Source organism: Rhodococcus sp. SJ-2 (genome assembly GCF_053750035.1).
On record NZ_CM132340.1, the window covers coordinates 2,152,114 to 2,174,490 of the forward strand.

Genomic DNA, 22,377 nt, shown 5'->3' on the forward strand with positions numbered 1-22,377 from the left:
GCGGATTACTTTACAACGCGTGGCCGCAGCCGCGGCCGCTATTCGGGGCTCGGGTCGGGGATCTCGTCCGGCTTGTATGCGGGAAGCCGCGAGGCCGGGAGGATCGCAATAGCACTGATCCCAGCGAGGATCAGCAATCCGGTCTTCAGGGCCCTCAATCTGGCATCGGTGTTGATCTGCACGGCCGCATCGACCACCTCCGGCGAGGCACTCGTCTCGCTGAGCACTTCGCGAAGCTGGTCGTTGCTCACGAAGTTGATGTCATCGAGGTCGATCTCCGCAACGACGGACTCCGGGATCTCGACATCGTTGGCCACCGACTGGGCGACGTTCAGTCCGAGAAGCGTCACCAGCATCGCCCCCGCCACCGCCGTCCCGACAGCGGAGGCGAGATTCTGGGTCGTGCCTCGAACCGATCCCACATCCCCGGCCAGCTCTTTCGGCGCCGAGGTCACGAGCACGTTGAACACCAATGTGACCAACGCGCCCTGGCCCATACCGAAGACGATCAGACCCACTATCGTCGGCAGGGTTTCCCAGTCGTTCGTCACGACGAAGGCAAGCCACACCAGCGCAACCGTGGTCAGGACGAACGAGAACATCCCGATGGTCCTCGGGCTGAACCGCTTGTAGAAGCGGATGATCAAGGTGGCCGTGACGAACACCGTCAGATTGAACGGCATCATCGCCAGTGAGGTGTCGAACGGCGAGCGTCCCTGAACGATCTGGATGTACAGCGGAACAGTGAAGTTCAACGCAGCCTCGAGCGCGACAACCACGAACATTGCGTAGAGGGCCGCTCGCTCACGCGACGAGCCGAGCACCGACAGACTGACCAGCGGGACCTTGCCGACCCGCACCCTGCGCCTGGTCCACAACAAGAATGCCTGGCCGAGAACGACACCGAGGACGATGAGGATCGGCGCCGGCGACAATCCGACGACATCGAACGGCGCTCCCTCACGGGCAATGAGCAGGCCCCAACCGTTGAGATTGTTGAATCCCAAGGTCAATACCACGATCGCGACACCGATCAGAGTCGCAGCGACGACATCGATCTCGACCGACGAGTTACCCCGATCCGAGCGGAGAGTGAAACTGAAGACGAAGACCGCGACCGCAATGGCCAGCACGATCGCGAACACCGGCCGCCACCCCACGGTCGCGCCGAGCGCGCCGCCGATCAGGAACGCGCTCATCCCGGAGAACGCGCGGGCCGAGCCGAGTGAGCCGATGGCGGTCGCCTGCTGGGTGCCGTGATAGTTCTCCGCGATCAACGCGACGAGCGCAGGCACGATGATGGCTGCAGAAACCCCCGCGAGCGTCTGCGCGGCAATGACGAACTCCACCGTCGGCGCGAGGATCATCATCAACGACGAACCGCCGAATACGACAACCACGATGCGGAACACCAGGACCCACCCGAAACGCTGACCGAGTTTCGCGCCGAGCATCACCAGCGCGGCCACGCCGATCCCGTACATGACGATGGCGGTGCTCACCGCGGTCGGCGGTGCGCCGAAGTCGTCGACCATGCCTCCGATCGACACAGGTAGCGCAGCGACGTTGAACGACATCAGGATCTGGCCGAGGAACAAACCGATCATCGGCAGCCACGAGTTGCGCTCTTCGACGCTCACGGTGTCCTGTCCGGTACTCATCACAAGAGCCCCTTCCGTGGAGAATGTGCGGCGGAAGCAAAGATGTTCAATCCCAGCACCCTCGACAGATATCCGGTGGCCCGCTGCCCTCGAACACTGTTGCCCGCGGAGTCCAGGCGCGGTGAGAACACCCCGATTCCGCACTTGCCGGGCGCAATCGACACGATGCCGCCCGCGACGCCGGACTTGGCAGGCAATCCGATCTCGAAAAGCCACTCACCGGAACGCTCGTACAGGCCCGTCGCAGACAGAACCGCGAGCGTGTCACGACACACGCCGGGCGGCACCACTCGTCGCCCGGTAAGAGGATTGACGCCCCCGTCCGCGAGGGTTGCGCCCATGACAGCGAGGTCGCGAGCATCGACGTTCAATGAACACTGCTTCGTGTACACCTCGACCACCTCGTCGGGATCGAGCTCGACACGTCCGTAGCTCGCGAGCAACTGCGCAATGGCGCGGTTGCGCTGATTCGATTCGGCTTCGGACCTGTAGACGACCTCGTCCACTTCCAGTCGGCGCCCCGCGAACTCGGACAACCCCGTCAGGACGGCTTCCCATCGTTCATCTGCGCAAGCACCGGGCACGAGCGCTGTCGTTGCTATGGCCCCCGCATTGACCATGGGGTTCATCGGGTGCCCGTCGTTGAGCTCGATCGCGATAACCGAGTTGAAGGCGGCCCCGGAGTTGTTCACCCCGACGCGTTCGCGAACGAGCTCGTGACCGAGCTCCTGGCATACCAGGGCGTAGACGAATGCCTTGGAGATCGACTGGATCGAGAACTCGATGCGCGTATCGCCCGACGAATGAACACCACCGTCCGTGCCCACCACGCACACACCGAATCGATCCGGGTCCGCCTCGGCAAGCGCCGGAATGTAGTCGGCCACCGCACCGTCTCCGAGGGTCCGGTAGCGTCGATGGGCAGCCTCGACGAGCGAGTCCACCTCGTTCCATTCGGGTAGCAACCCCGTGGAAACTTCCTGTGAGACGTCCGAGAGCCCGAGCTCCACTGCAATCCCTCCCCGGACCACCGTGTGTGACAAGCATTCTGTGGCACAAACATTCCTGGGTGGACTGTAGACTGATCGCACGCCGCTCGCGGGAAACGCGCCGATCTTGGTCAGGAAATCGGGATTCGTTCAGTACACGTCGCGCACATAACGCTTCTGCGCGATGAGCCCGTCGATATACGCAGTCGCCTGGTCCTGGTCGAGCCGGCCGTGGGCCTGCACCACGTCGCGCAGAGCGGTGTCCACGTCTTTCGCCATCCGGGCGGCATCACCACAGACGTAGAAGTGGGCACCGTCCTCCAGCCAGCGCCACAGACGCGCACCGTGTTCACGCATGCGGTCCTGCACGTAGATCTTCTGTCGCTGATCACGGGAGAAGGCGAGGTCGAGCCCGGTGAGGAATCCGTCCGAATGCATCGCCTCGATCTCATCGCGGTACAGGTAATCGGTCTCGATTCGCTGGTCGCCGAAGAACAGCCAGTTACGTCCCGTGTGTCCGGACTCTCGACGGTCGTGGAGGAAGGCACGAAACGGCGCGATCCCCGTCCCCGGACCCACCATGATCATCGGTGTGTCCGGCGACGAGGGCGGCCGGAAGTGGTTGCTGCGCTGCACGAAAATCGGGATGTCTACGCCCTTGCTGTGGTCGGCGAGGAAACTCGAGCACACCCCTGCGCGGCCACGACCCGCGTTGTCGTACCGCACCACCGACACGGTCAACTGCACTTCACGAGGATTCACCTTGGGGCTCGACGAGATCGAATACATGCGGGGCTGGAGACGTTCGAGCAACGGCAGCCATTCGTCCAGGGGTGCTTTGAAAGGATATTCGGCGATGACGTCCATCGCCTGCTTACCCCACAGCCAACGCTGCAGTTCGAGCTTGTTGCCGGGGCGGAGAAGTTTCGCGAGTTCGGCGCTTCCGGTCTGGTATTGCACGAACTTCAGCAGGTCCGGTGTCACCCGGGTGATATCGAGGTGCCGTGTCGCGGCTTCGCGCAGCGGGATCGTCGGGAGTCCCGGGATCTCGGTGGGTGCCTCCGCGTCGAGAACGGTGACCTGAAGCCATTCGTCCACGGTGTCCGGACGATTGGTGGGCACCACACCGAGTGCATCGCCCGCGCTGTATTCGAACGCAGGATCGAACAGTTCGAATCCGAACTGACGCACCTCCTTGGACGAACCCGCACCACTGAGGCAGGTATTGCGAGTGAGCCGCGTGATCAGCGGCGATTTTCGCGAGTAGGACGGTGCTGCCGGTACCGGTGCGGCAGCAGGCCCTGCACGTCCCGGAGCGCCATCGAAGTGCAGCTCGATCTCGCTGAGCCACTGCGCCGACCGCGCCTCGTAGTCGGGCTCGCAGTCGACGCGGGAGACGAGAGCGGTTGCGCCGAGCTCGGCCAGCCGCTCATCGAGCTTTCTGCCGAATCCGCAGAAGTCGTCGAAACTCGAATCACCGTACGCAAGAATCGCATACCGCATTCCCGCGAGATCGGGAGCGTCGTCGCGGGTCAACGCCGCGAAGAAGGTGCTGCCGTTGTCGGGAGCGTCGCCGTCGCCGAACGTGCTCGCGACGACAAGCAGATTCGGGACATCGATCAGGCCTGCAACGCCCAAATCGTTCAACGACATCGACCGCACTGCGCAGCCTGCAACTCGGAGGCGTGCGGCGCACGTTCCGGCGAACTCCTCGGCGTTGCCGGTCTGCGACGCCCACGCGACGACGACGGGTGTCCCTTCGCTTTCGCCGGCAGGATCGGTGGACTCGGGCCCTCGCGACAAGGCTCCTGCCAGCAGACCCTCGATCCATGTGCGCGTCGACGCAGAGAACGGCGCCGATGCAGGCAGCACCGGGACACCGCCGAAATCACTCGAACGAATTCCTGCGAGCATGCCGGACAGGTAGATTCGTTCGGTCTCATCGAGCGGAGGCGCCTCGATATCGAGACCGATCGCCGACGCGACACGACCTGCGGGGTCGTCGATGACCTGTTCCGGCGAGTCCACCTTCGCCAACGCGACAGCACACACCTTGAATTCGGGCTGGTGAGATAGGGGATCGGTTGCGTCGTTGGTCACGGCGTTGATCGCGAGGTCCTCGCCGAACTTGTCGTTCCAATGGAACGGTGCGAAGCAGTTGCCCGGGCCCACGCGGTCGGTGACCACCGCGGGAAGCACCGCACGTCCACGACGCGAGGTGATCTCGACGCGATCTCCGTCGGTGATCGCCAGTCGCTGCGCGTCGTACGGGTTCACTTCGACGAACGGGCCGGGCTCCAGCTTGTTGAGCTTGGCGACCCGTCCGGTCTTCGTCAGGGTGTGCCATTGATGCTGGACCCGTCCGGTATTGAGGATCAGTGGGTAGTCGTCGTCGGGCAGTTCGGCGGCAGGCGCGTACGGACGCGGGAAGAAGCGGGCCCGTCCGTCCGGGGTGGCGAACACGTATCGGGGTGCGGTGCCGTCATCGCGGACGAGCTGCGGCCGGACGGTGCCGTCGTTGAGATAGCGGATGGGATTGCGCGCGGCTCCTCCGGGCGGGCACGGCCACTGCACCGGCGTCCGGCGCAACCGGTCGTAGGTCACTCCACGCAGGTCGTATCCGGTGTCCGGGTTCGCGAACCCGACGATCTCCTCGAAGATCTCGTCGGCACTCGAGTAGTCGAAGGCGCTGCCGAATCCCATCGCGGTGGCGACCCGGGCAATGATCTCCCAGTCGGGAACAGCGTCGCCGATCGGATCGACGGCCTGACCGATGAGATTGAGTGTTCGGTCAGAACCTATTGTCACGTAGTCTGATTCGGACCACAGTGCGGCGGGAAGCAGGATATCTGCGTAATCGGCGGTTTCCGTTTCGGCGAAACTGTCCTGCAGGATTACGAGTTCGGCCTTCTCGAGACCCTCGAGAACGGTCTTGCGGTTGGCGACGGTCGCTACGGGGTTGGTGCAGATGATCCAGCAGGCCTTGATCCCCCCGGCAGCCATCTTTTCGAACATGTCGATCGTGCCGGTCCCCACCTCGGTCCGCAACGTGCCGCGGGGGAGGCCCCACTGTTCTTCGACGAACACGCGATCCGCCTCCGAGAGCACACTGCGCTGACCTGGCAGACCCGGTCCCATGTAACCCATTTCGCGTCCGCCCATGGCATTGGGCTGGCCGGTGAGGGAGAACGGGCCGCTGCCGGTCCGGCAGATCGCACCGGTCGCGAGATGGAGATTGCAGATCGCGTTTGTGTTCCACGTGCCGTGGATGCTCTGGTTGAGCCCCATGGTCCAGCAGCTCATCCAATTGCCTGCTTCACCGATCCACTGCGCCGCGGTCCGGATGTCACCTTCGTCGATTCCCGTGACCTGTGCGACTGCCTCCGGCGGATAGTCGGCGAGGAATTCTTCCATCGCGGCCCAGCCATCGGTGTGATCGTCGATGAACTTCCGATCTACGTGACCGTTTTCGACGATGAGGTGCAGCAGGCCGTTGAGTAGGGCGAGATCGGTGCCGGGGGAGATCCGCAGGAACAGGTCGGCCTTGTCGGCAGTCGCTGTGCGGCGTGGGTCGACGACGATCAACTTCGCCCCGGCCTTGACACGATCCATCATCCGCAGAAACAGGATCGGATGGCAATCGGCCATGTTGGAACCGATCACGAAGAACACGTCGGTGTGGTCGAAGTCCTCGTACGAGCCGGGTGGTCCGTCCGATCCCAGCGACTGCTTGTAACCGGTGCCTGCGCCTGCCATGCACAATCGCGAGTTCGATTCGATCCCGTTGGTGCCGATGAAGCCCTTCGCGAGTTTGTTGGCCAGGTACTGCGACTCGAGAGACATCTGCCCCGACACGTAGATCGCGACGGCGTCGGGACCGTGTTCGTCGATGATGGCGTTCAGGCGACGCGCGGTGTCCGAAATCGCGGTCTCCAGCGCCACCGGGGCGTGATCGGCACCGCGTTCCGGGCGTACACGCGCGGTCTCGAGTCGGCCACCTCCGGCGAGCATCGCGGCGCTCGTCGCGCCTTTCGTGCACAGACGGCCCCGGTTGGTGGGGTGTTCCTTGTCTCCGTATGCGTCGAGCACACGGCGAGTCCCGGTGCTCGGGTCGACGCCGACCTCGAGGACCATCCCGCATCCCACGCCGCAATACGAGCAGGCGGTTCTCACCAACGCGCTCGCGTCCTGCATTTCCAGCTCCTGCCCGGACCGTCTCGTGAATGGCCCGGTGTCCATGCTGCGGACACGGTGTTGCGGGAGGATCAAACGCGGTGAGCACGCTGTGACATCTGGCTCACGAGTCCGCACAAACTGTGTGAGGAGCCGGAAACACTCACGCCTTCGGTTGCTGATCCCACCATTTCAGGAGCTCGGCCTCGGCCTCGTCCCGATCGAGCGGCCCGCGGTCGAGGCGCAGGTTCTTGAGGAACTTCCACGCCTTACCGACCTGGGGCCCTGCGGGGATCCCGAGCAGTTCCATGATCGCGTTGCCGTCGAGATCCGGACGGACCCGTGCCAGATCCTCCTGCTCGGCGATCACGGCGATGCGCTGCTCGAGATCGTCGTAGGTGGCCTGCAACGATGCGGCCCTGCGCTTGTTTCGGGTGGTGCAGTCGGCACGCACGAGCTTGTGGAGCTTCGGGAGAAGGTGCCCGGCATCGTGCACGTAGCGACGCACCGCCGAGTCCGTCCACTGTCCCTTGCCGTATCCGTGGAACCGCAGATGCAAGAACACGAGCTGCCCCACGTCCTCGACCATCTGCTTCGAGTACTTCAGCGCTCGCATCCGCTTGCGGACGAGCTTCGCGCCGACCACCTCGTGGTGGTGGAAGCTCACCCCGCCGCCCGGCTCATTGCGTTTGGTGCCCGGCTTGCCGATGTCGTGCAGGAGCGCTGCCCAGCGCAGCACCAGATCCGGGTCGCCGTCTTCGAGGTCGATCGCCTGTTTCAGAACGGTGAGCGAATGCCAGTACACGTCCTTGTGCTGGTGATGCTCGTCGATTTCGAGTTTCATCGCCGGGATCTCCGGAAGCACGCGCTGCGCCAGTCCCGTTTCGACCATCACATCGATGCCCTCGATGGGGTAGGTACCGAGAATGAGTTTGTCGAGTTCGGCCTGGACGCGTTCGGCGCTGATCCGCAGGATCTCGTCGGCCATCTCGACGATCGCCGTGTGCACCCGCTCGGTGAGGGTGAATCCGAGCTGCGACACGAAACGCGCCCCGCGCAGCATCCGCAGCGGATCGTCGTGGAAGGAGTCCTCGGGCCGCGCCGGAGTGTCGAGCACTCCCGCGACCAGCGCGTCCATCCCGCCGAGTGGGTCGACGAACTCGCCGGCACCGTCGGGGCCGATCCGGACTGCCATCGCGTTGACGGTGAAGTCACGGCGCACCAGATCGTCCTCGAGCCGGGTGCCGTACTCGACGATGGGATGGCGGGTCACACGGTCGTACGCGTCGCTGCGGAAGGTGGTGATCTCGATCTGTTCGGGGCCCTTCGACGCGCTCACCGTTCCGAAGTCGATTCCGGTGTCCCACTGATGGTCGGCCCAACCGCGAAGAAGTTCCTGCACGAGTTCGGGGCGGGCGTCGGTGGTGAAGTCGAGGTCGGTGCCCAATCTCCCCAGCACGGCATCGCGAACACTGCCTCCCACCAGGTACAGCTCGTGGCCCGCCTCGGCGAAACGTGCCCCGAGAGGAGCCAGGACATCCGAGAGTGCACGCAGCGTCGAGTCGGCGCTTGCGAGCAGTCGGGCGCGGCGATCGGCGTCCGCGGTGGGAGAGTTCACGCCTCCGGACTTTACCGAGCTGCCCGTGCTCCCGGTCGGACAGGCACCGACGTGTGGTCGGACCGGACCCGCGGTTGAAACAGCACGGTGGCCGTTACAACTACTATCGATCAGGTGTCGCCCGCAGAACGTGCCAACCGCAACCGCCGCAATCCGCGGCGGCGTGGTTCGGGCGGCAAACCACCTGTGCGGGGGGGTGCCGCGGCTGCGGCTTCGACGCCGCACGCGCGGATGCGCACCGTGCGGGAGACCTCCGCCGGTGGTCTCGTCGTCGACGGACTCGGCGGCCCGACCGACCAACTGTGCGCTGCGCTGATCGGTCGCACCGACCGCCGCGGACGCCTGCTGTGGTCGCTGCCGAAGGGCCACATCGAGAAGGGTGAGACAGCGGAAGAAACCGCTATGCGCGAAGTCCACGAGGAGACCGGCGTGCGCAGCAAGGTCCTCGCCGAGCTCGGCAGCATCGACTACTGGTTCGTGACGGAAGGACGACGAGTCCACAAGACCGTTCATCATTATCTGCTCCGTTATCTCGGAGGTGAGCTCTCCGACGCCGACATCGAGGTCACCGAGGTGGCCTGGGTCCCACTGACCGAATTGCGGACGCGGCTCGCGTACGCGGACGAGCGGAAACTCGCCGATATCGCCGATCAGCTCATCGCCGACATCGACCCCGCCTGGCTGAAGGACGCCGACGATCCGGGGGCCGCGCTCGGATGACGGTGGTGTTCTCACGGGCCCGCGCCGCGGTCCTCGCTGCGATTGCGCTGGCCCTCGTAGCTCTGGTCGGGCCGGTCCCCGGCTCCGCAATTGCCCAGACGACCGACGAACCACAGTTCCTCCGCCTCGACATCGACCAGGTCACCCCGTCGGCGGTGTCCCTGACCAGCGGTCCGGTCGTGTCGGTGACCGGCACTGTCACCAACATCGGCGATCGCGATGTCGAAGACGTCTGGGTGCGCCTGCAGCGTGCACAGGCCGTCGCGGATTCAGCGACCCTACGCAGCGCATTGACCCTTGATCAGGCCGGATACGACACGGTCGGGGAGTTCGAGGTGGTCAGCGATCGTATCGGGCAGGGAGACACCGAGGAATTCACTCTCGAACTGCCGCTTCGCTCCGATCTCGTCCCCTCCCTCGACATCACCGAGCCGGGTGTGTACCCGCTGCTCGTCAACGTCAACGGTGTCCCCGAATACGGCGGCCAGGCGCGCCTCGACGACGCCCGGTTCCTGCTTCCTGTCCTGGGGGTGCCCGCCGCGGACGAGGTCGGCACCGGCACCGATGAGAGCACCGACACGAGCGGCACAACCTCGCTCGGGGAAACGTCCGCCGAAGCCGGGGAGAAGGAATTCCCCGCGATAGCGCCCGAGGGATCGACGCCCGTCCCGACCACCGTGCTCTGGCCACTCGCCGATCGACCCCGGATAGCAGCGGGAGTACCCGGATCGGCAACCGATCCGGTCCGTCTCGTCGACGACGATCTTGCAACCTCGCTGGCCGAAGGCGGTCGCCTCGACGGGTTGCTCCGTGTCGCAGAAGAGGTCGTGCAGAACGAGCAGCAGGTCGGCGACGCAATGTGTCTCGCGATCGACCCGGACCTGCTGGTCACGGTCGCGAACATGACACGCGACTATCTGGTGGTTGCCGATCCCGCCGACCCGATCGGCGTCGCAGAGCCCGGCACGGGCACCGGCGCGGCAATCTCATGGCTCGAGCGGTTGCGGGCCCTCTCGGCGCGGATGTGCACAACCGCCGTGCCGTATGCCCAGGCAGACCTCACGGCGCTCGCCGAGACCGGCGATGCATCACTGATCGAATCCGCGCTCACCTCGCCCACCGAGATCATCGACACGACCCTGGGTATCTCTTCCGTTGGCTCGGTGGTCTGGCCCGACTCCGGCGTGCTCACCGAAAAAGCAGGAACGATGATCGCGGCGAACGGTCCGGTGACCGCGTTGCTCGCCGACGACGCCGTGCAGAAGACCGATGCCGGCGCGTCGGGTGTCCGCATCAGCGGCGTGGACGGACTCACAGCGGGCCTGTTCGACAGTGCCGCGGGTGCTGCACTCGCTGCCATGGGCGACGATCCGCAGACACCCTCGTACGTGCCCGAATCGTCGCGCTACACACTCACCGACGATTCGACGACTGCCCGACTCCAGGACGCGCTCGGCGCCATCGCCTGGCCAGCCCTGAATTCGTCGTCGGAGTCGGCATCATCGGCCGGGCCGGATTCGCTGGTGCTCGCGCCGCCGCAGGTGTGGTCCGTATCCGCCGACGATGCTGCCCGGGCCCTGTCCATGGTGTCGACCCTGATGAAATCAGGACTCGCAACGGCGCAGCCGTTCCAGTCGATGCTCTCTGCCGCCGCTGCGACCGGCAGCGACCCGGTCACGTCACTGCTGACGTATCCGGAACAGGCGATCACCGACGGTGCGCCCGCGTCGGTGGTTCACGAGGCATCCGCACAGATGCCGCGTCTCGACGGGCTGGAGAATGCCTTCGTCGAAGACCCGCAGGCCCAGCTCACCCCGAGTGCGTTCACCGCGCCGCTGCGGAACGACATGCTGCGCTCGATGACGCTGGCCGGGCGGCGCGGCACCGATCCGGATGCGGCCGCCGCAGCCGCCGAACTGCGAGCGACGGAAGTGCGTGAGGCCGTCGATCGGATGTTCGACTCGGTCACGGTGCTCGCGCCGGGCGGCGTCTTCACTCTCACGTCGGAGCAGAGCCCGCTGCTGCTCGTGGCCCGCAACGATCTCCCGGTGGGCATCACCGTCCGGTTGCATGTCGACGTGCCCGCCGCAATGGACATCACCGACATCGGCCCCACCCAGCTGCCGCCGAGAGGGAGCCGCACCCTCACGGTGCCTGCCGAGATCAGCGACTCGAGAAAGATCGAGGTCGAGTTCGCGCTCACGACCGAGTCCGGTCTGTCACTCGGCAGCCCCACGCAGGTCACGGTACGTTCCAATGCGTACGGCCAGATCCTCGCCATCGTCACAGGCTGTGCGGGAGCACTCCTGTTGTTCCTGGCGGGGCGGAGACTTCTGCACAGGTTCCGCGGGGAGCCGGATCCGGCCGATGAACGATTGGGAGAGAAATGACCGGGAACCCCACCCGCACCGGTACCGGGGGCACCACCGGTCGCAGTGAGCATCAGGGACCGACGAGGGAGCATCAGGGACCGACGAGCTCCCCGGATCTCACGGGTCCGACGACGTCTCCCGACCTCACCGGGGCGCCTCGATCCGGCAGGGCGCAGAGCCTGCTCGCCGCGACCGGGTCGATCGCGATCGCCACCCTGATCAGTCGCATCACGGGCTTCCTCAAGCAGCTCCTCATCCTCACGTTGCTCGGCGCCGGGGTCGCGAGCTCGTTCACGGTCGCTCACCAGATCCCGAACATGATCTCCGAGCTCGTGCTCGGAGCCGTGCTCACCTCGATCGTGGTGCCGGTTCTCGTCCGCGCCGAACGGGAGGATCCCGACGGCGGTGAGGCCTTCATCCGGCGGTTGTTCACTGCCGCGCTGGTGCTCCTCGGCACCGCGACGGTGCTCGCCGTCGCAGCGGCCCCGCTCCTGACGACACACGTCTTCCTCGACGATTCGGGGGAGGTCTCGACGTCGCTGACCACGGCGCTGTCGTATCTGCTGTTGCCCGCGATCGTGTTCTACGGGATGTCAGGCCTGTTCACAGGCATCCTCAACACCCGGCAAGTGTTCAAGCCCGGCGCGTGGGCGCCGGTGCTCAACAATATCGTCGTGCTGTCCGTGCTCGTTCTGTACTACCTGATGCCGGGCGAGATCACTCTCGACCCGGTACGAATGAGCGATCCGAAACTGCTGGTCCTCGGGATCGGCGTGCTGCTCGGTGTCGTCACTCAGGCCATGAGTCTGGTCCCCGCGCTGCGCAGGGAAGGCGTCAACCTCAAGCCCCTGTGGGGGCTCGACGACCGGCTCCGCCAATTCGGCGGCATGGCCGCGGCGATCATCATGTACGTACTGATCAGCCAGGCCGGCATGGTCTTCGCGACACGGGTGTCGTCGGGCGCCGACGAAGCAGGCCCCGCCATCTACAACAATGCGTGGCTGCTCCTGCAGCTGCCCTACGGCGTGCTGGGCGTCACCGTGCTCACCGCGATCATGCCGAGACTGAGCCGAAACGCCGCCGACGGTGACACGCCCGCCGTCGTCGACGATCTTTCTGTCGCGACACGCCTGACGATGATCTCGCTCATCCCCATCGTCACCTTCCTCACGATCGCCGGACCCCAGATCGGCGAAGCGCTGTACGGCTACGGAAACTTCGGCAGCGGCAATGCCGAGCTGCTCGGTCGCGCGGTGAGCTGGTCTGCGTTCACGCTCATCCCGTATTCGCTCGTGCTGATCCATCTCCGCGTGTTCTATGCGAGAGAGCAGGCGTGGACGCCCACATGGATCATTCTGGGCATCACCGCTGTCAAGATCGGGTTGTCGGCGCTGGCACCGGTCATCGCGAGCAACGGCAGTCAGGTCGTCGTCTTCCTCGGGGTCGCAACGGGTATTGCCTTCACCGTCGGTGCGTTCATCGGCGGATTCCTGCTGCATCGCACACTCGGCAACCTGCAGATGGCGAATGTCGGGCGGACTGTTTGGCACGTGGTGTTCGCGTCGGCCGCCGCTGCCGCTGTGGTGTTGCTCGCCGACACACTGCTCCAGCTCGACGCACTGAGTGAGCGGTTCGGCGGGCTCGGTTCCTTTGTGCAGGTCGGCATCACCGGTGTCCTGATGGTCCTGGTCGCCCTCGTAGGCATGTGGTTGCTGAAGGTTCCGGAGATCCTGTCGATCGAAGCCATGATCCGGCGCAAGGTAGGTGCGCTGCGCGGCGCCGCACCGGACGACACGCCGGGACCTGCCGGCGCTCTCCCGACGTCACCGCCGCCGACCGGGCCACTCCCCGCCCCTCGCCGCTACGACTATCCCGAAACCGATGTGGAGCGCACCGTTGTGCTCCCACGTATCGACTACGGGGAGTACGGAGTCGGGCCGTATGACGCGATCACAGAGGTCATTCCCGCGGTTCGGGACTTGCCCCGTCCCGTCGATCGTCGGGCGCAACTCCCGTACCCTGGTCAACAGATTCGACCCGGGCGGCGTGGACCGCGATACTTCGTGGCTCCCGGCGATCCCCGCCTCCGTACAGATGGCGGACGAGTCGACAACGAAGGAGTAAGGGTGAGCGACGACCACGCTGCCGGCAAGTCCGCGCTCGATTCAGCGAACCGGAACAACACCGGCTCCGCTGCCGAAAGCTCGAAGGCCGCCGCCGGTTCGACGGGCGCCGCAAACCGTACCTCCGCGCCCGAGGCCCGGAACCCGGATGCCGGACGGCCGCGCGATCCCCACACCGACACGGGTGTCATCCCGATCGGTTCGCCGCAGCTGCCGCCGGTTCGGGTGTCGGGCAGCGCACCTCGTCGCACGATGCGCGGACCCGAGCTCATCGCGGGCGCATCGGTCGCGGGAGGACGCTATCGGCTGCTTGCTCCACACGGAGGTGCACGGGGACTGCGATTCTGGCAGGCGCTCGACGTCAAGCTCGACCGCGAAGTGGCTCTGACGTTCGTCGACGCCGACCAGCGAGCCGCCGATGCGAGCGGACCAGATTCTCCTCAGGCCGTGCTGTCCCGCTCGCTCCGACTCGGACGCATCAACTCGCCGGGTCTCGCACGAGTGCTCGACGTCGTCCGTGGTAGCTCGGGCGGCATCGTGGTCGCCGAGTGGACCCCGGGTCGGTCGCTGAAGGAAATGTCGACCACCGAGCCGTCACCGATCGGCGCGGCTCGTGCCGTGCGCGCGCTTGCCGCGGCAGCCGAAGCCACCCACCGCGGTGGCAGCGCATTGTCGATCGATCACCCCGACCGGATCCGCATCAGTGTCGCGGGCGACGCGGTGCTCGCGTTCCCGGCCACGTTCTCCGACGCCGATGCGATCTCCGACGTCCACGGTCTCGGCGCGACCCTGTACGGGCTGATCACCGGGCGGTGGCCGATCGACGAACCCGGTAACCCGGGTGCCCCCAAGGCAGCTCCGGCGCGCAGTGGTGGCACGGTCGGCGGAATGCCGATCGCGGAGCGCGGTCCCGACGGTGTTCCCGTCGAACCTCGCGCAATCCGTCCGGATGTTCCCTTCGAGATCTCCGCGGTCGCGGTGCGTGCGCTGTCCACCGACGGTGGCATCCGGACGGCCGCGACGGTGCAGCACATCCTCGACCAGGCGTCGGTGGTCGACCAGAAGACCGACATGATCCCCGCGCTGCGACTCGGACAACGGACGGCAGCTGCGGAGAACCATGCCCTCGCCGACCCGGAAGCGCTCGCGCAGAAGAAGAAGCATTCCGAGCGGATGCTCATGGCGCTCGTCGGACTCGGCATCGTCACCGTGATCATCCTCGCGTTGATCGGCTGGTGGATCACCAATCTTCTTGCCGGCGATACCAACGATGCGCCGTTGACCAGTCAGGAATTCGGGCTCACCCCGACGTCCGAGGCTCCGGTGGCCGCGGGCTCGGGTGAAGGTGCAGAATCCGCGGCGCCGATTGCTCCGGTGGCCGCCGGACCGGTCGCCGCGACGTCTGTTGCGGTGTTCTCTCCGCAGGGCACCCCCGATTCTCCGGCGACTGCGTCGCAGGCCATCGACGGCGATCCGAGCACCGAGTGGAGCACCGACGCCTACTTCGATCCGTTCCCGTCGCTCAAGAACGGTGTGGGCCTGCTGGTCACACTCGCCGACACGTCCACGCTGTCGTCGGTGACCGTCACGACGGATTCGCCCGGAACGGTGCTCGAGGTGCGCAGTGCGCCGTCGGCTCAGTCGTCTCTTGATCAGACCCAGGTGATCGGTTCTGCCACACTCGATTCGGGCGAGACCGAGATTCCGGTCGAGGCCGACGGTGGCACGTCGCATGTGTTGTTGTGGATCACCGATCTGAGCACCAGCGGCGGTGGCCACAAGAGCACGATCTCCGAGGTCACCTTCACCGCTGCGAAGTAGGCCCCGCACAGCGGGAATCATCCGGCAAATCGGATACCATCCGCGCGTGCGAATTTTCGGGGGGATCGCAAAAGTCGCTGTGCCCGACATCGGAGAGATGTCGGATGCAGAGTTGTTGTCGGCTCATGTCGGAGGGGACAGGGCCGCGTTCGAGGCGTTGATATCTCGGCACCGCGACCGTCTGTGGCAAGTGGCCAAGCGCACGAGTTACTCGGATGAGGACGCAGCCGATGCGATGCAGGATGCGATGCTCTCGGCGCACCGGATGGCGGCCACGTACCGAAATGATGCCGCCGTGCGAAGCTGGCTGCACTCCATCGTCGTCAACGCGTGCCTGGACCGCATTCGCCGCAATCGGGTACGTCCGAGCGCGGCACGCTATCCCGATGGTGTCGAGCAGATCCGCGATGAGCACAATCGAATTTCCGATCTCGAGATCACCCTCGACGTGCAGGCCGCGTTGTTCGCGCTCCCACCCGAGCAACGCGCTGCGGTGGTGGCCGTCGACGTCGAAGGCTATTCGGTGAAGGAAGCAGCACGCAGGCTCGGTGTCCCCGAGGGCACTATCAAGAGCCGCTGCGCCCGCGGGCGAAAGAAACTTGCCTTCGTTCTCGACGACCTTCGATTCAGAGGGAACCGATCGTGAACCGCGTACGTCCTACTCTGGTGAGGGCACCCGAGCCGCCGAGGAGGAATGCGTATGAACGAGGACGAGTTTCCACGTCCGCCGTACTCCGACGACCTACTCGCTGATCTCCACGCCGGGGCATTGGACAACGAACTGGCCGATCGGCTGTGGCCGATCGTAAGGCAGGATCACCACGCCATGGCCGTGATCGACCGGCTCGATGCCGTGCAAGCACGATTACGCGCGTGGGGTGATGAACCCGCTGCCGAACCCATACCGCACGATGTCGCACTGCGTCTCGACGCGACGCTGCACAGCCTCGGACGGCATCACGGAGAGAGGCGGCTCGACCGACGGGCCCTTGCGGTGGCGGGTATCGGTGCCGCGGCGGTCCTCGCGGTCGTATTCGCTCTCGTCTTCCGCGGAATCGGTGCTGCCGAGGACTCCGTCGGACCACCGCTCGCATCCGGTACCTCACCGTCGCAGGATGATTCCCCTCTCGGGGAGAACGCACTGACCCCGGCGTCCTTGCGAGAGATCGTCGGCTCCACCGGCCTCGGGCCGCTGTCCGAGATGAATCGCCTGGGAGACTGTCTGTCGGCGAACGGATTCCATCCGGGCAGCCGGATTCTCGGTTCGCGCGAGATCCGGGTGGGCAATTCCGATGCCATCGCAATTCTGCTCGGCGGACCGCAGTCACCGCAGATCACGGCACTCGTGGTGGGCACGGGGTGCGGAGCCACCGATCCCGCGACGATCCAGGTCGAAGTTCTGGGGTGATTCCGATAGGTCAGCCTTCGGCCGCGGGCAGCAGCAACTCGAGGATCCTTGCTCGTAATTCCGGGGTGTCGTCTTCAGCGGCGATGAGCCCTGCAAAGAGCGCCGAGCCCGCCGCCATGACCAGGATCGCGCGGGCATCGATCTCGGAGTCGTGACCCGTCTCGCCGGCGAACAGGGCCGTACTCGGCCCACTGAATGTGCGCCACAGCGCGTTCCGGAGGTCGTCGTGATCACGTAGTGCGGCAAGTAGCCCGGGCAGGGCAGCACGCACATCGGGTCGGGAGAAGAGTTCCACACTGCCGGTGACGACCCATTCGATCCAGCCCCGGCGATCGATCCCCGTGTACGGCTCGAGATCAGGTGCCGCTCCGAGCAGCGCGTGGAGAACCAGGTGTGCCTTGGTGGGCCAGCGCCGCGTCAAGGTCGCGCGGCCGACACCGGCGCGTGCGGCGAGTGCACGCATACTCAGTCCGTCCCAGCCGACCTCGACGAGCATCGCTCGGGTAGTGGCCAGCACTTCGGCGTCGATTCGAGGGTCGCGGGGACGCCCGGGAGCAGCATCGGACATACAGTCTGCATTTCTCTTCGGACGGATCGTGGCGTCAGCGGCGCCGCGCGCGTTATAGTCGGATTCTAATTACGGTACCACTGGCATCGAAAGTAGGGGCATGACTTCGCCGCGACCCACCGTCTTCGAGCCCGCCCGGCTCGGACCTCTCACCCTCCGCAACCGAATCATCAAAGCCGCCACGTTCGAAGGCGTCATGCCTCGTGGAGCAGTCAGCGATGAACTCATCGAGTTCCACGCCGAAGTCGCGCGAGGCGGAACAGCGCTGACCACCGTCGCCTACTGCTCGGTGTCCGCAAGCGGTCGCGTCCACCGCGACACGCTCGTTCTCGACAGCGCATCCGTTCCCGGCCTTCGACGCCTCACCGATGCCGTCCACGCCGAGGGGGCACTCGCGTCCGCGCAAATCGGTCACGCCGGCCTCGTCGCCAACCAGATCTCGAACGGCATGAGCACCCTCGCCCCGTCGACGCGGATCAGCGCACCCGCAATGGGTCTCGTCCGCGGCGCATCGCTCGCGCAACTCGACGACATCGTCGAATGCTACGCATCAGCGGCCCGCCATGCGGTCGATGCGGGCTTCGACGCGGTCGAGGTCCATCTCGGCCACAACTACCTCCTGAGCTCTTTCATGAGCCCGAACCTCAACAAGCGCAAGGATTGCTACGGCGGGAGTATCGCCAACCGCACCGCATACCCGCGCCGCGTGCTCGAGGCGGTACGACGCGCGGTGGGGGACAAGATCGCCGTCATCGCGAAGTTCAACATGACAGACGGAGTCCCCCAGGGGTTATGGCTCGACGAGTCGCTGCCCATGGCACGACTCATCGAATCCGACGGCCACATCGACGCGATGCAACTCACGGGCGGCAGCTCGCTCCTGAACGGCATGTACTTCTTCCGCGGCGACGTCCCGATGAAGGAATTCGTCGCGTCGCAGGCCAAGGTTGTCGGGTGGGGCCTGAAACTCTACGGCCCGAAGATCTTCCCGAAACTTCCGTTCGAGGAGGCCTTCTTCCTGCCGATGGCCCGCCAGTTCCGGTCGGAGCTGTCGCTGCCGCTGATCCTGCTCGGCGGCATCAACCGTCTCGACACGATGGAGACTGCTCTGGACGAGGGGTTCGAGTTCGTCGCGATGGGTCGAGCGCTACTGCGTGACCCGGATGTGGTCGACAAGTTCCGCAATGCGACCGCGCACGAGGGGCTGTGCATCCACTGCAACAAGTGCATGCCGACCATCTACACCGGCACCCACTGCGTCATCCGCAGAACCTTGGAGGACGCCCCCACGACGACTGTCTGAGGTCCGTCGCGCACCGGCCTGATCGGGCGCTTCGGAGGACGCCGCGGGATCGTCCGCAGCAACTGTGGCGTGAGGCACGGCGAGCAGGGAACAACACCGTTTACCCTGGTGTTGATACTTGAAGCTCGGCCGTGGCCTCACCTGCACGGACGACTGTGGCCGCTGACTGCGTCCCACCCACAGCACCCGACCCAGGAAGGTTCGCATGACGACTTCGCCCACGATCCACGACCTCATCATCGTCGGCTCGGGACCGGCCGGATACACCGCCTCGATCTATGCGGCTCGTGCCGAACTCTCGCCGCTCGTGTTCGAAGGAACCCAGTTCGGTGGCGAACTCATGACCACCACCGAGGTCGAGAACTTCCCGGGCTTCCGCGAAGGGATCATGGGCCCAGAGCTGATGGATCAGATGCGTGAACAAGCTCTGCGATTCGGCGCGGATATCCGCACCGAAGACGTCGAAGAGATGGATCTGCGGGGCCCGATCAAGACCGTCGTCGCGAACGGCGAGACCTACAGCGCCCGCGCGGTCATCCTCGCGATGGGCGCCGAGCCTCGCTACCTGGGGGTGCCGGGGGAGGAGAAACTCCTCGGCCGCGGTGTTTCCGCGTGTGCCACGTGCGACGGCTTCTTCTTCCGTGATCAGGACATCGCCGTCGTCGGTGGCGGCGACTCGGCCATGGAAGAGGCCACGTTCCTCACCCGCTTCGCACGAAGCGTCACCCTCATCCACCGGCGCGAAGAGTTCCGCGCTTCGAAGATCATGCTCGAGCGTGCACGCGCGAACGAGAAGATCCGCTTCCTCACCAATGCGACCGTCGCCGAGGTCCAGGGTGAGAACAGCGTCACCAACCTCGTCATCGAAGACACTGTGACGGGCGAGCGCAGCGATCTCGCCGTGACCGGTCTGTTCGTCGCCGTCGGCCACGATCCGCGGAGTTCGCTGGTCGCGGGCCAGGTCGGTCTCGACGACGAAGGCTATGTGCTGGTCTCCGCACCCGGTACGGCGACATCCGTGCCCGGTGTCTTCGCAGCCGGCGATCTCGTCGACCACACGTACCGCCAGGCGATCACTGCCGCGGGCACGGGCTGCTCCGCTTCCATCGACGCCGAACGCTGGCTCGTCGCCAATCGCGAAGCGGCCGAGCCGGTCGCTGCCCAGGCATAGAACACCGGGCATAGAGCGCCCTTCTCGATCCCAACCATCACTGCGCAGGAGAACAACATGGCAAACACCGTCAACATCACCGACTCGTCCTTCGTCGAAGACGTACTGCAGGCCGACAAGCCTGTGCTCGTCGATTTCTGGGCGACGTGGTGCGGTCCCTGCAAGATGGTTGCGCCGGTCCTCGAGGAAATCGCGGGGGAGCACGGCGAGAAGCTGACTGTCGCCAAGCTCGACATCGATGCCAACCCTTCGTCTGCACGCGACTACCAGGTGATGTCCATCCCCACGATGATCCTGTTCTCCGGTGGCAAGCCCGTCAAGACGATCGTCGGGGCGAAGGGGAAAGCGGCGTTGCTCCGGGAGCTCGACGAGGTCCTGTAGTAACGTCCCAGGATCGAGCGCCCGTGGACATGGTCCCGGGCGTATCTGAGACAATTCCGTTCGATGCTGCCCCGCGCGTGCTGGGCACTCCGGTCAGCACGGAAAGGCCCCCGACACATGCGCCCTCTTCGTCACGGCGATCACGGCCCTGCTGTAGCCGAGATCAGGAACACCCTGGCCGGATTGGGGTTTCTTCACGGCGGAGCCGAGGTCGCCGACGAGTGGGTCGGCTCCGACGTCACCTTCGATCATGAGCTCGACGGTGCCGTTCGCGCCTTCCAGCAGCAGCGTGGTCTGCTCGTCGACGGCATCGTCGGCCCGGCAACATATCGGTCGCTGAAGGAAGCGTCGTACCGTCTCGGTGCACGCACACTGATCTATCAGCTGTCGGCGCCCCTCTACGGGGACGACGTCGCAGCACTGCAGACGCGCCTTCAGGATCTCGGGTTCTACGTGGATCGGGTCGATGGATACTTCGGCCCCCGCACCCACTCCGGTCTCAGCTCGTTCCAGAAGGAGATCGGTCTCGCACCCGATGGCATCTGCGGACCCGAAACTCTGCGGGCACTCGAGCTCCTCGGCACGCGAGTGTCGGGGGGGTCGCCGCACGCCATCAGTGAGGAAGAGATCGTCCGGCGGTCCGGTCCTCAGCTCAGCGGCAAACGGATCGTCATCGACCCGGGCCTCGGTGGTAATCACCACGGGATCGTTCTCCGCAGCCCGCACGGCACCATCTCGGAAGCGGACATCCTGTGGGATCTCGCTCGCAGGCTCGAAGGGCGCATGGCGGCCACCGGCATGGAGACTTTCCTGTCGAGGCCCTATCACGCGAACCCGACAGACATCGAGCGCGCCGGTACCTCCAACGCGTTCGGCGCCGACCTGATGATCTCGCTGCGCTGCGACGCGAGTTCGAATCCGGTGGCAAGCGGAATCGCCAGTTTCCACTACGGCAATTCGCACGGCTCCGAATCGATGATCGGGCAGGTCCTCACCGGGTACATCCAGCGTGAGATCGTCGCGCGCACACCTCTCCAGGATTGCCGCAGCCACGGACGAACCTGGGATCTGCTGCGGCTGACGAATATGCCCACGATCCAGATCGATCTCGGCTACCTCACCAACGCACACGACGCGATGGTGCTCGCCGACCCACGTCACCGCGACACGATCGCCGAGGCGGTACTCATCGCGGTCAAGCGCCTGTACCTGCTCGGTCAGGACGACCAGCCGACCGGGACGTACACCTTCGCCGAGTTGCTCGCAGAAGAGCTGTCGATCACCGAGACGCGGTAAGTCTCACTCGCAAAATGGAGAGGCCCCCTCGCTGAGGGGGCCTCTCCATTTTGCGTGAGGACGCTACTGCACACCCACCGTCGCCCTGCCTGCAAAATCCTCGACCGTGATCGATGCGGCCTCGATCAACCGATCCAAGGCAGCTTCGACCTCTTCCTTCCAGCCGTGGTCGCGGTCGAGCTCGAGTCGCAGGCGCGGATACCGGTGATGAGGCGCGACCACATCGAACCCCATGTCCTCGAGGAAATCAGCGGAGATCATGCACTCGTGCGGCGAGCAGGTGTTCGCTGCCGTTGCCGACGGCGTGTCACCGAGCGAATCCGCTACAGTGTCCGCTCTTATACCGAACGCTTCGAGCGCACGCACATTCCGCCGTACGAGATCGTCCACGACGGCGCGAATCAGGTCGGCCCCCACCGCGAGTCCCTGGGCATGCGGTTCGATCCGCATGGTTGTCAGGAGAATCGCGTCGGCACTCACCGGCGAAGTGGGAAACAACTGTGCCCGGGGAACCATATTGGGCGGCGCGTAGAACGCGCACGCGGCCACTTTGTCGCCGACGGTCGCGATCTGCGCGCAGGAACCCCATTGCAGCATGACCGTCGACAGCCACGCCTCCTTCTCGAACTCTGGGTCCGAAAATCCGCGCGCCTCATCGACAGTGTCGGGATCCATCTCCCAGAACACACACCGCCGGGAGTGCCGCGGCAACCGATCGATACCACTCAACGAGAGCGGTGTGACTCGTGTCGACACGCGATTCCTTCGCCTCC

At 65.3% G+C, this 22,377-nt stretch carries 15 protein-coding genes; 9 read left to right on the top strand and 6 right to left on the bottom strand.

All coding sequences use genetic code 11. The annotated features are described in order from the left end of the window. Positions 1–38: 38 nt before the first annotated feature. The 4 genes from ACSYG9_RS10065 to ACSYG9_RS10080 all read right to left on the bottom strand — a co-directional run bounded on the left by ACSYG9_RS10065 (position 39) and on the right by ACSYG9_RS10080 (position 8,441). The gene (locus tag ACSYG9_RS10065) at positions 39–1,661 is read right to left on the bottom strand and encodes an MFS transporter (protein WP_454842313.1); all 1,623 of its coding nucleotides are present in this window, start codon (positions 1,659–1,661) and stop codon (positions 39–41) included. Next, positions 1,661–2,671: a glutaminase A gene (gene glsA / locus ACSYG9_RS10070; RefSeq protein WP_440127018.1), complete on the bottom strand. Its 1,011-nt coding sequence runs from the start codon at positions 2,669–2,671 to the stop codon at positions 1,661–1,663. The genes ACSYG9_RS10065 and glsA overlap by 1 nt, the downstream gene beginning before the upstream one ends. A gap of 129 nt (positions 2,672–2,800) precedes the next feature. Then, positions 2,801–6,844, bottom strand: coding sequence for a molybdopterin-dependent oxidoreductase (locus tag ACSYG9_RS10075; protein WP_454842315.1), 4,044 nt, complete (start codon positions 6,842–6,844; stop codon positions 2,801–2,803). Between the two features lie 142 nt (positions 6,845–6,986). Then, on the bottom strand, positions 6,987–8,441 hold the full coding sequence (locus tag ACSYG9_RS10080) for a CCA tRNA nucleotidyltransferase (protein ID WP_454842317.1): 1,455 nt from the start codon (positions 8,439–8,441) through the stop codon (positions 6,987–6,989). A gap of 114 nt (positions 8,442–8,555) precedes the next feature. Between ACSYG9_RS10080 and ACSYG9_RS10085 the strand changes: the two genes are divergently transcribed. Genes ACSYG9_RS10085 through ACSYG9_RS10105 form a run of 5 tightly spaced genes read left to right on the top strand, consistent with a single transcriptional unit; the run spans position 8,556 to position 16,885 of the window. Further along, positions 8,556–9,161, top strand: a complete 606-nt coding sequence (locus tag ACSYG9_RS10085; RefSeq protein ID WP_440127021.1) for an NUDIX domain-containing protein — start codon at positions 8,556–8,558, stop codon at positions 9,159–9,161. Continuing rightward, complete coding sequence (locus ACSYG9_RS10090) at positions 9,158–11,551, top strand: glycoprotein (protein WP_454842318.1); 2,394 nt, start codon at positions 9,158–9,160, stop codon at positions 11,549–11,551. The genes ACSYG9_RS10085 and ACSYG9_RS10090 overlap by 4 nt, the downstream gene beginning before the upstream one ends. Beyond that, positions 11,548–15,477 (top strand): murein biosynthesis integral membrane protein MurJ, encoded by a 3,930-nt coding sequence (murJ, locus tag ACSYG9_RS10095; RefSeq protein WP_454842319.1) that lies wholly within the window; start codon positions 11,548–11,550, stop codon positions 15,475–15,477. The genes ACSYG9_RS10090 and murJ overlap by 4 nt, the downstream gene beginning before the upstream one ends. A gap of 46 nt (positions 15,478–15,523) precedes the next feature. Next, positions 15,524–16,123, top strand: a complete 600-nt coding sequence (gene sigM / locus ACSYG9_RS10100) for an RNA polymerase sigma factor SigM (protein WP_440127024.1) — start codon at positions 15,524–15,526, stop codon at positions 16,121–16,123. A gap of 54 nt (positions 16,124–16,177) precedes the next feature. Further along, complete coding sequence (locus ACSYG9_RS10105) at positions 16,178–16,885, top strand: hypothetical protein (RefSeq protein WP_440127025.1); 708 nt, start codon at positions 16,178–16,180, stop codon at positions 16,883–16,885. A gap of 10 nt (positions 16,886–16,895) precedes the next feature. Here the strand turns inward: ACSYG9_RS10105 and ACSYG9_RS10110 are convergent, their stop codons facing one another. Next, on the bottom strand, positions 16,896–17,453 hold the full coding sequence (locus ACSYG9_RS10110; protein ID WP_440127026.1) for a TetR family transcriptional regulator: 558 nt from the start codon (positions 17,451–17,453) through the stop codon (positions 16,896–16,898). Positions 17,454–17,553: 100 nt separating this feature from the next. Between ACSYG9_RS10110 and ACSYG9_RS10115 the strand changes: the two genes are divergently transcribed. The 4 genes from ACSYG9_RS10115 (at position 17,554) to ACSYG9_RS10130 (ending at position 21,604) form a co-directional block, all read left to right on the top strand. Then, entirely contained in the window at positions 17,554–18,756 is a 1,203-nt protein-coding gene (locus ACSYG9_RS10115) for an oxidoreductase (protein ID WP_440127027.1), read from the top strand. Between the two features lie 205 nt (positions 18,757–18,961). Next, the gene (gene trxB / locus ACSYG9_RS10120) at positions 18,962–19,927 is read left to right on the top strand and encodes a thioredoxin-disulfide reductase (RefSeq protein ID WP_440127028.1); all 966 of its coding nucleotides are present in this window, start codon (positions 18,962–18,964) and stop codon (positions 19,925–19,927) included. 57 nt (positions 19,928–19,984) lie between these two features. Beyond that, positions 19,985–20,308 carry a thioredoxin gene (trxA, locus tag ACSYG9_RS10125; protein WP_169689071.1) on the top strand — a complete coding sequence of 108 codons (324 nt, stop codon included), beginning with the start codon at positions 19,985–19,987 and terminating at the stop codon, positions 20,306–20,308. A 117-nt stretch (positions 20,309–20,425) separates the two neighbouring features. Further along, positions 20,426–21,604: an N-acetylmuramoyl-L-alanine amidase gene (locus tag ACSYG9_RS10130; RefSeq protein ID WP_440127029.1), complete on the top strand. Its 1,179-nt coding sequence runs from the start codon at positions 20,426–20,428 to the stop codon at positions 21,602–21,604. A 63-nt stretch (positions 21,605–21,667) separates the two neighbouring features. Here the strand turns inward: ACSYG9_RS10130 and ACSYG9_RS10135 are convergent, their stop codons facing one another. Further along, a complete protein-coding gene (locus ACSYG9_RS10135; protein ID WP_440127030.1) occupies positions 21,668–22,360 on the bottom strand; it encodes a GNAT family N-acetyltransferase in 693 nt (230 codons plus the stop codon). Positions 22,361–22,377 lie beyond the last annotated feature (17 nt).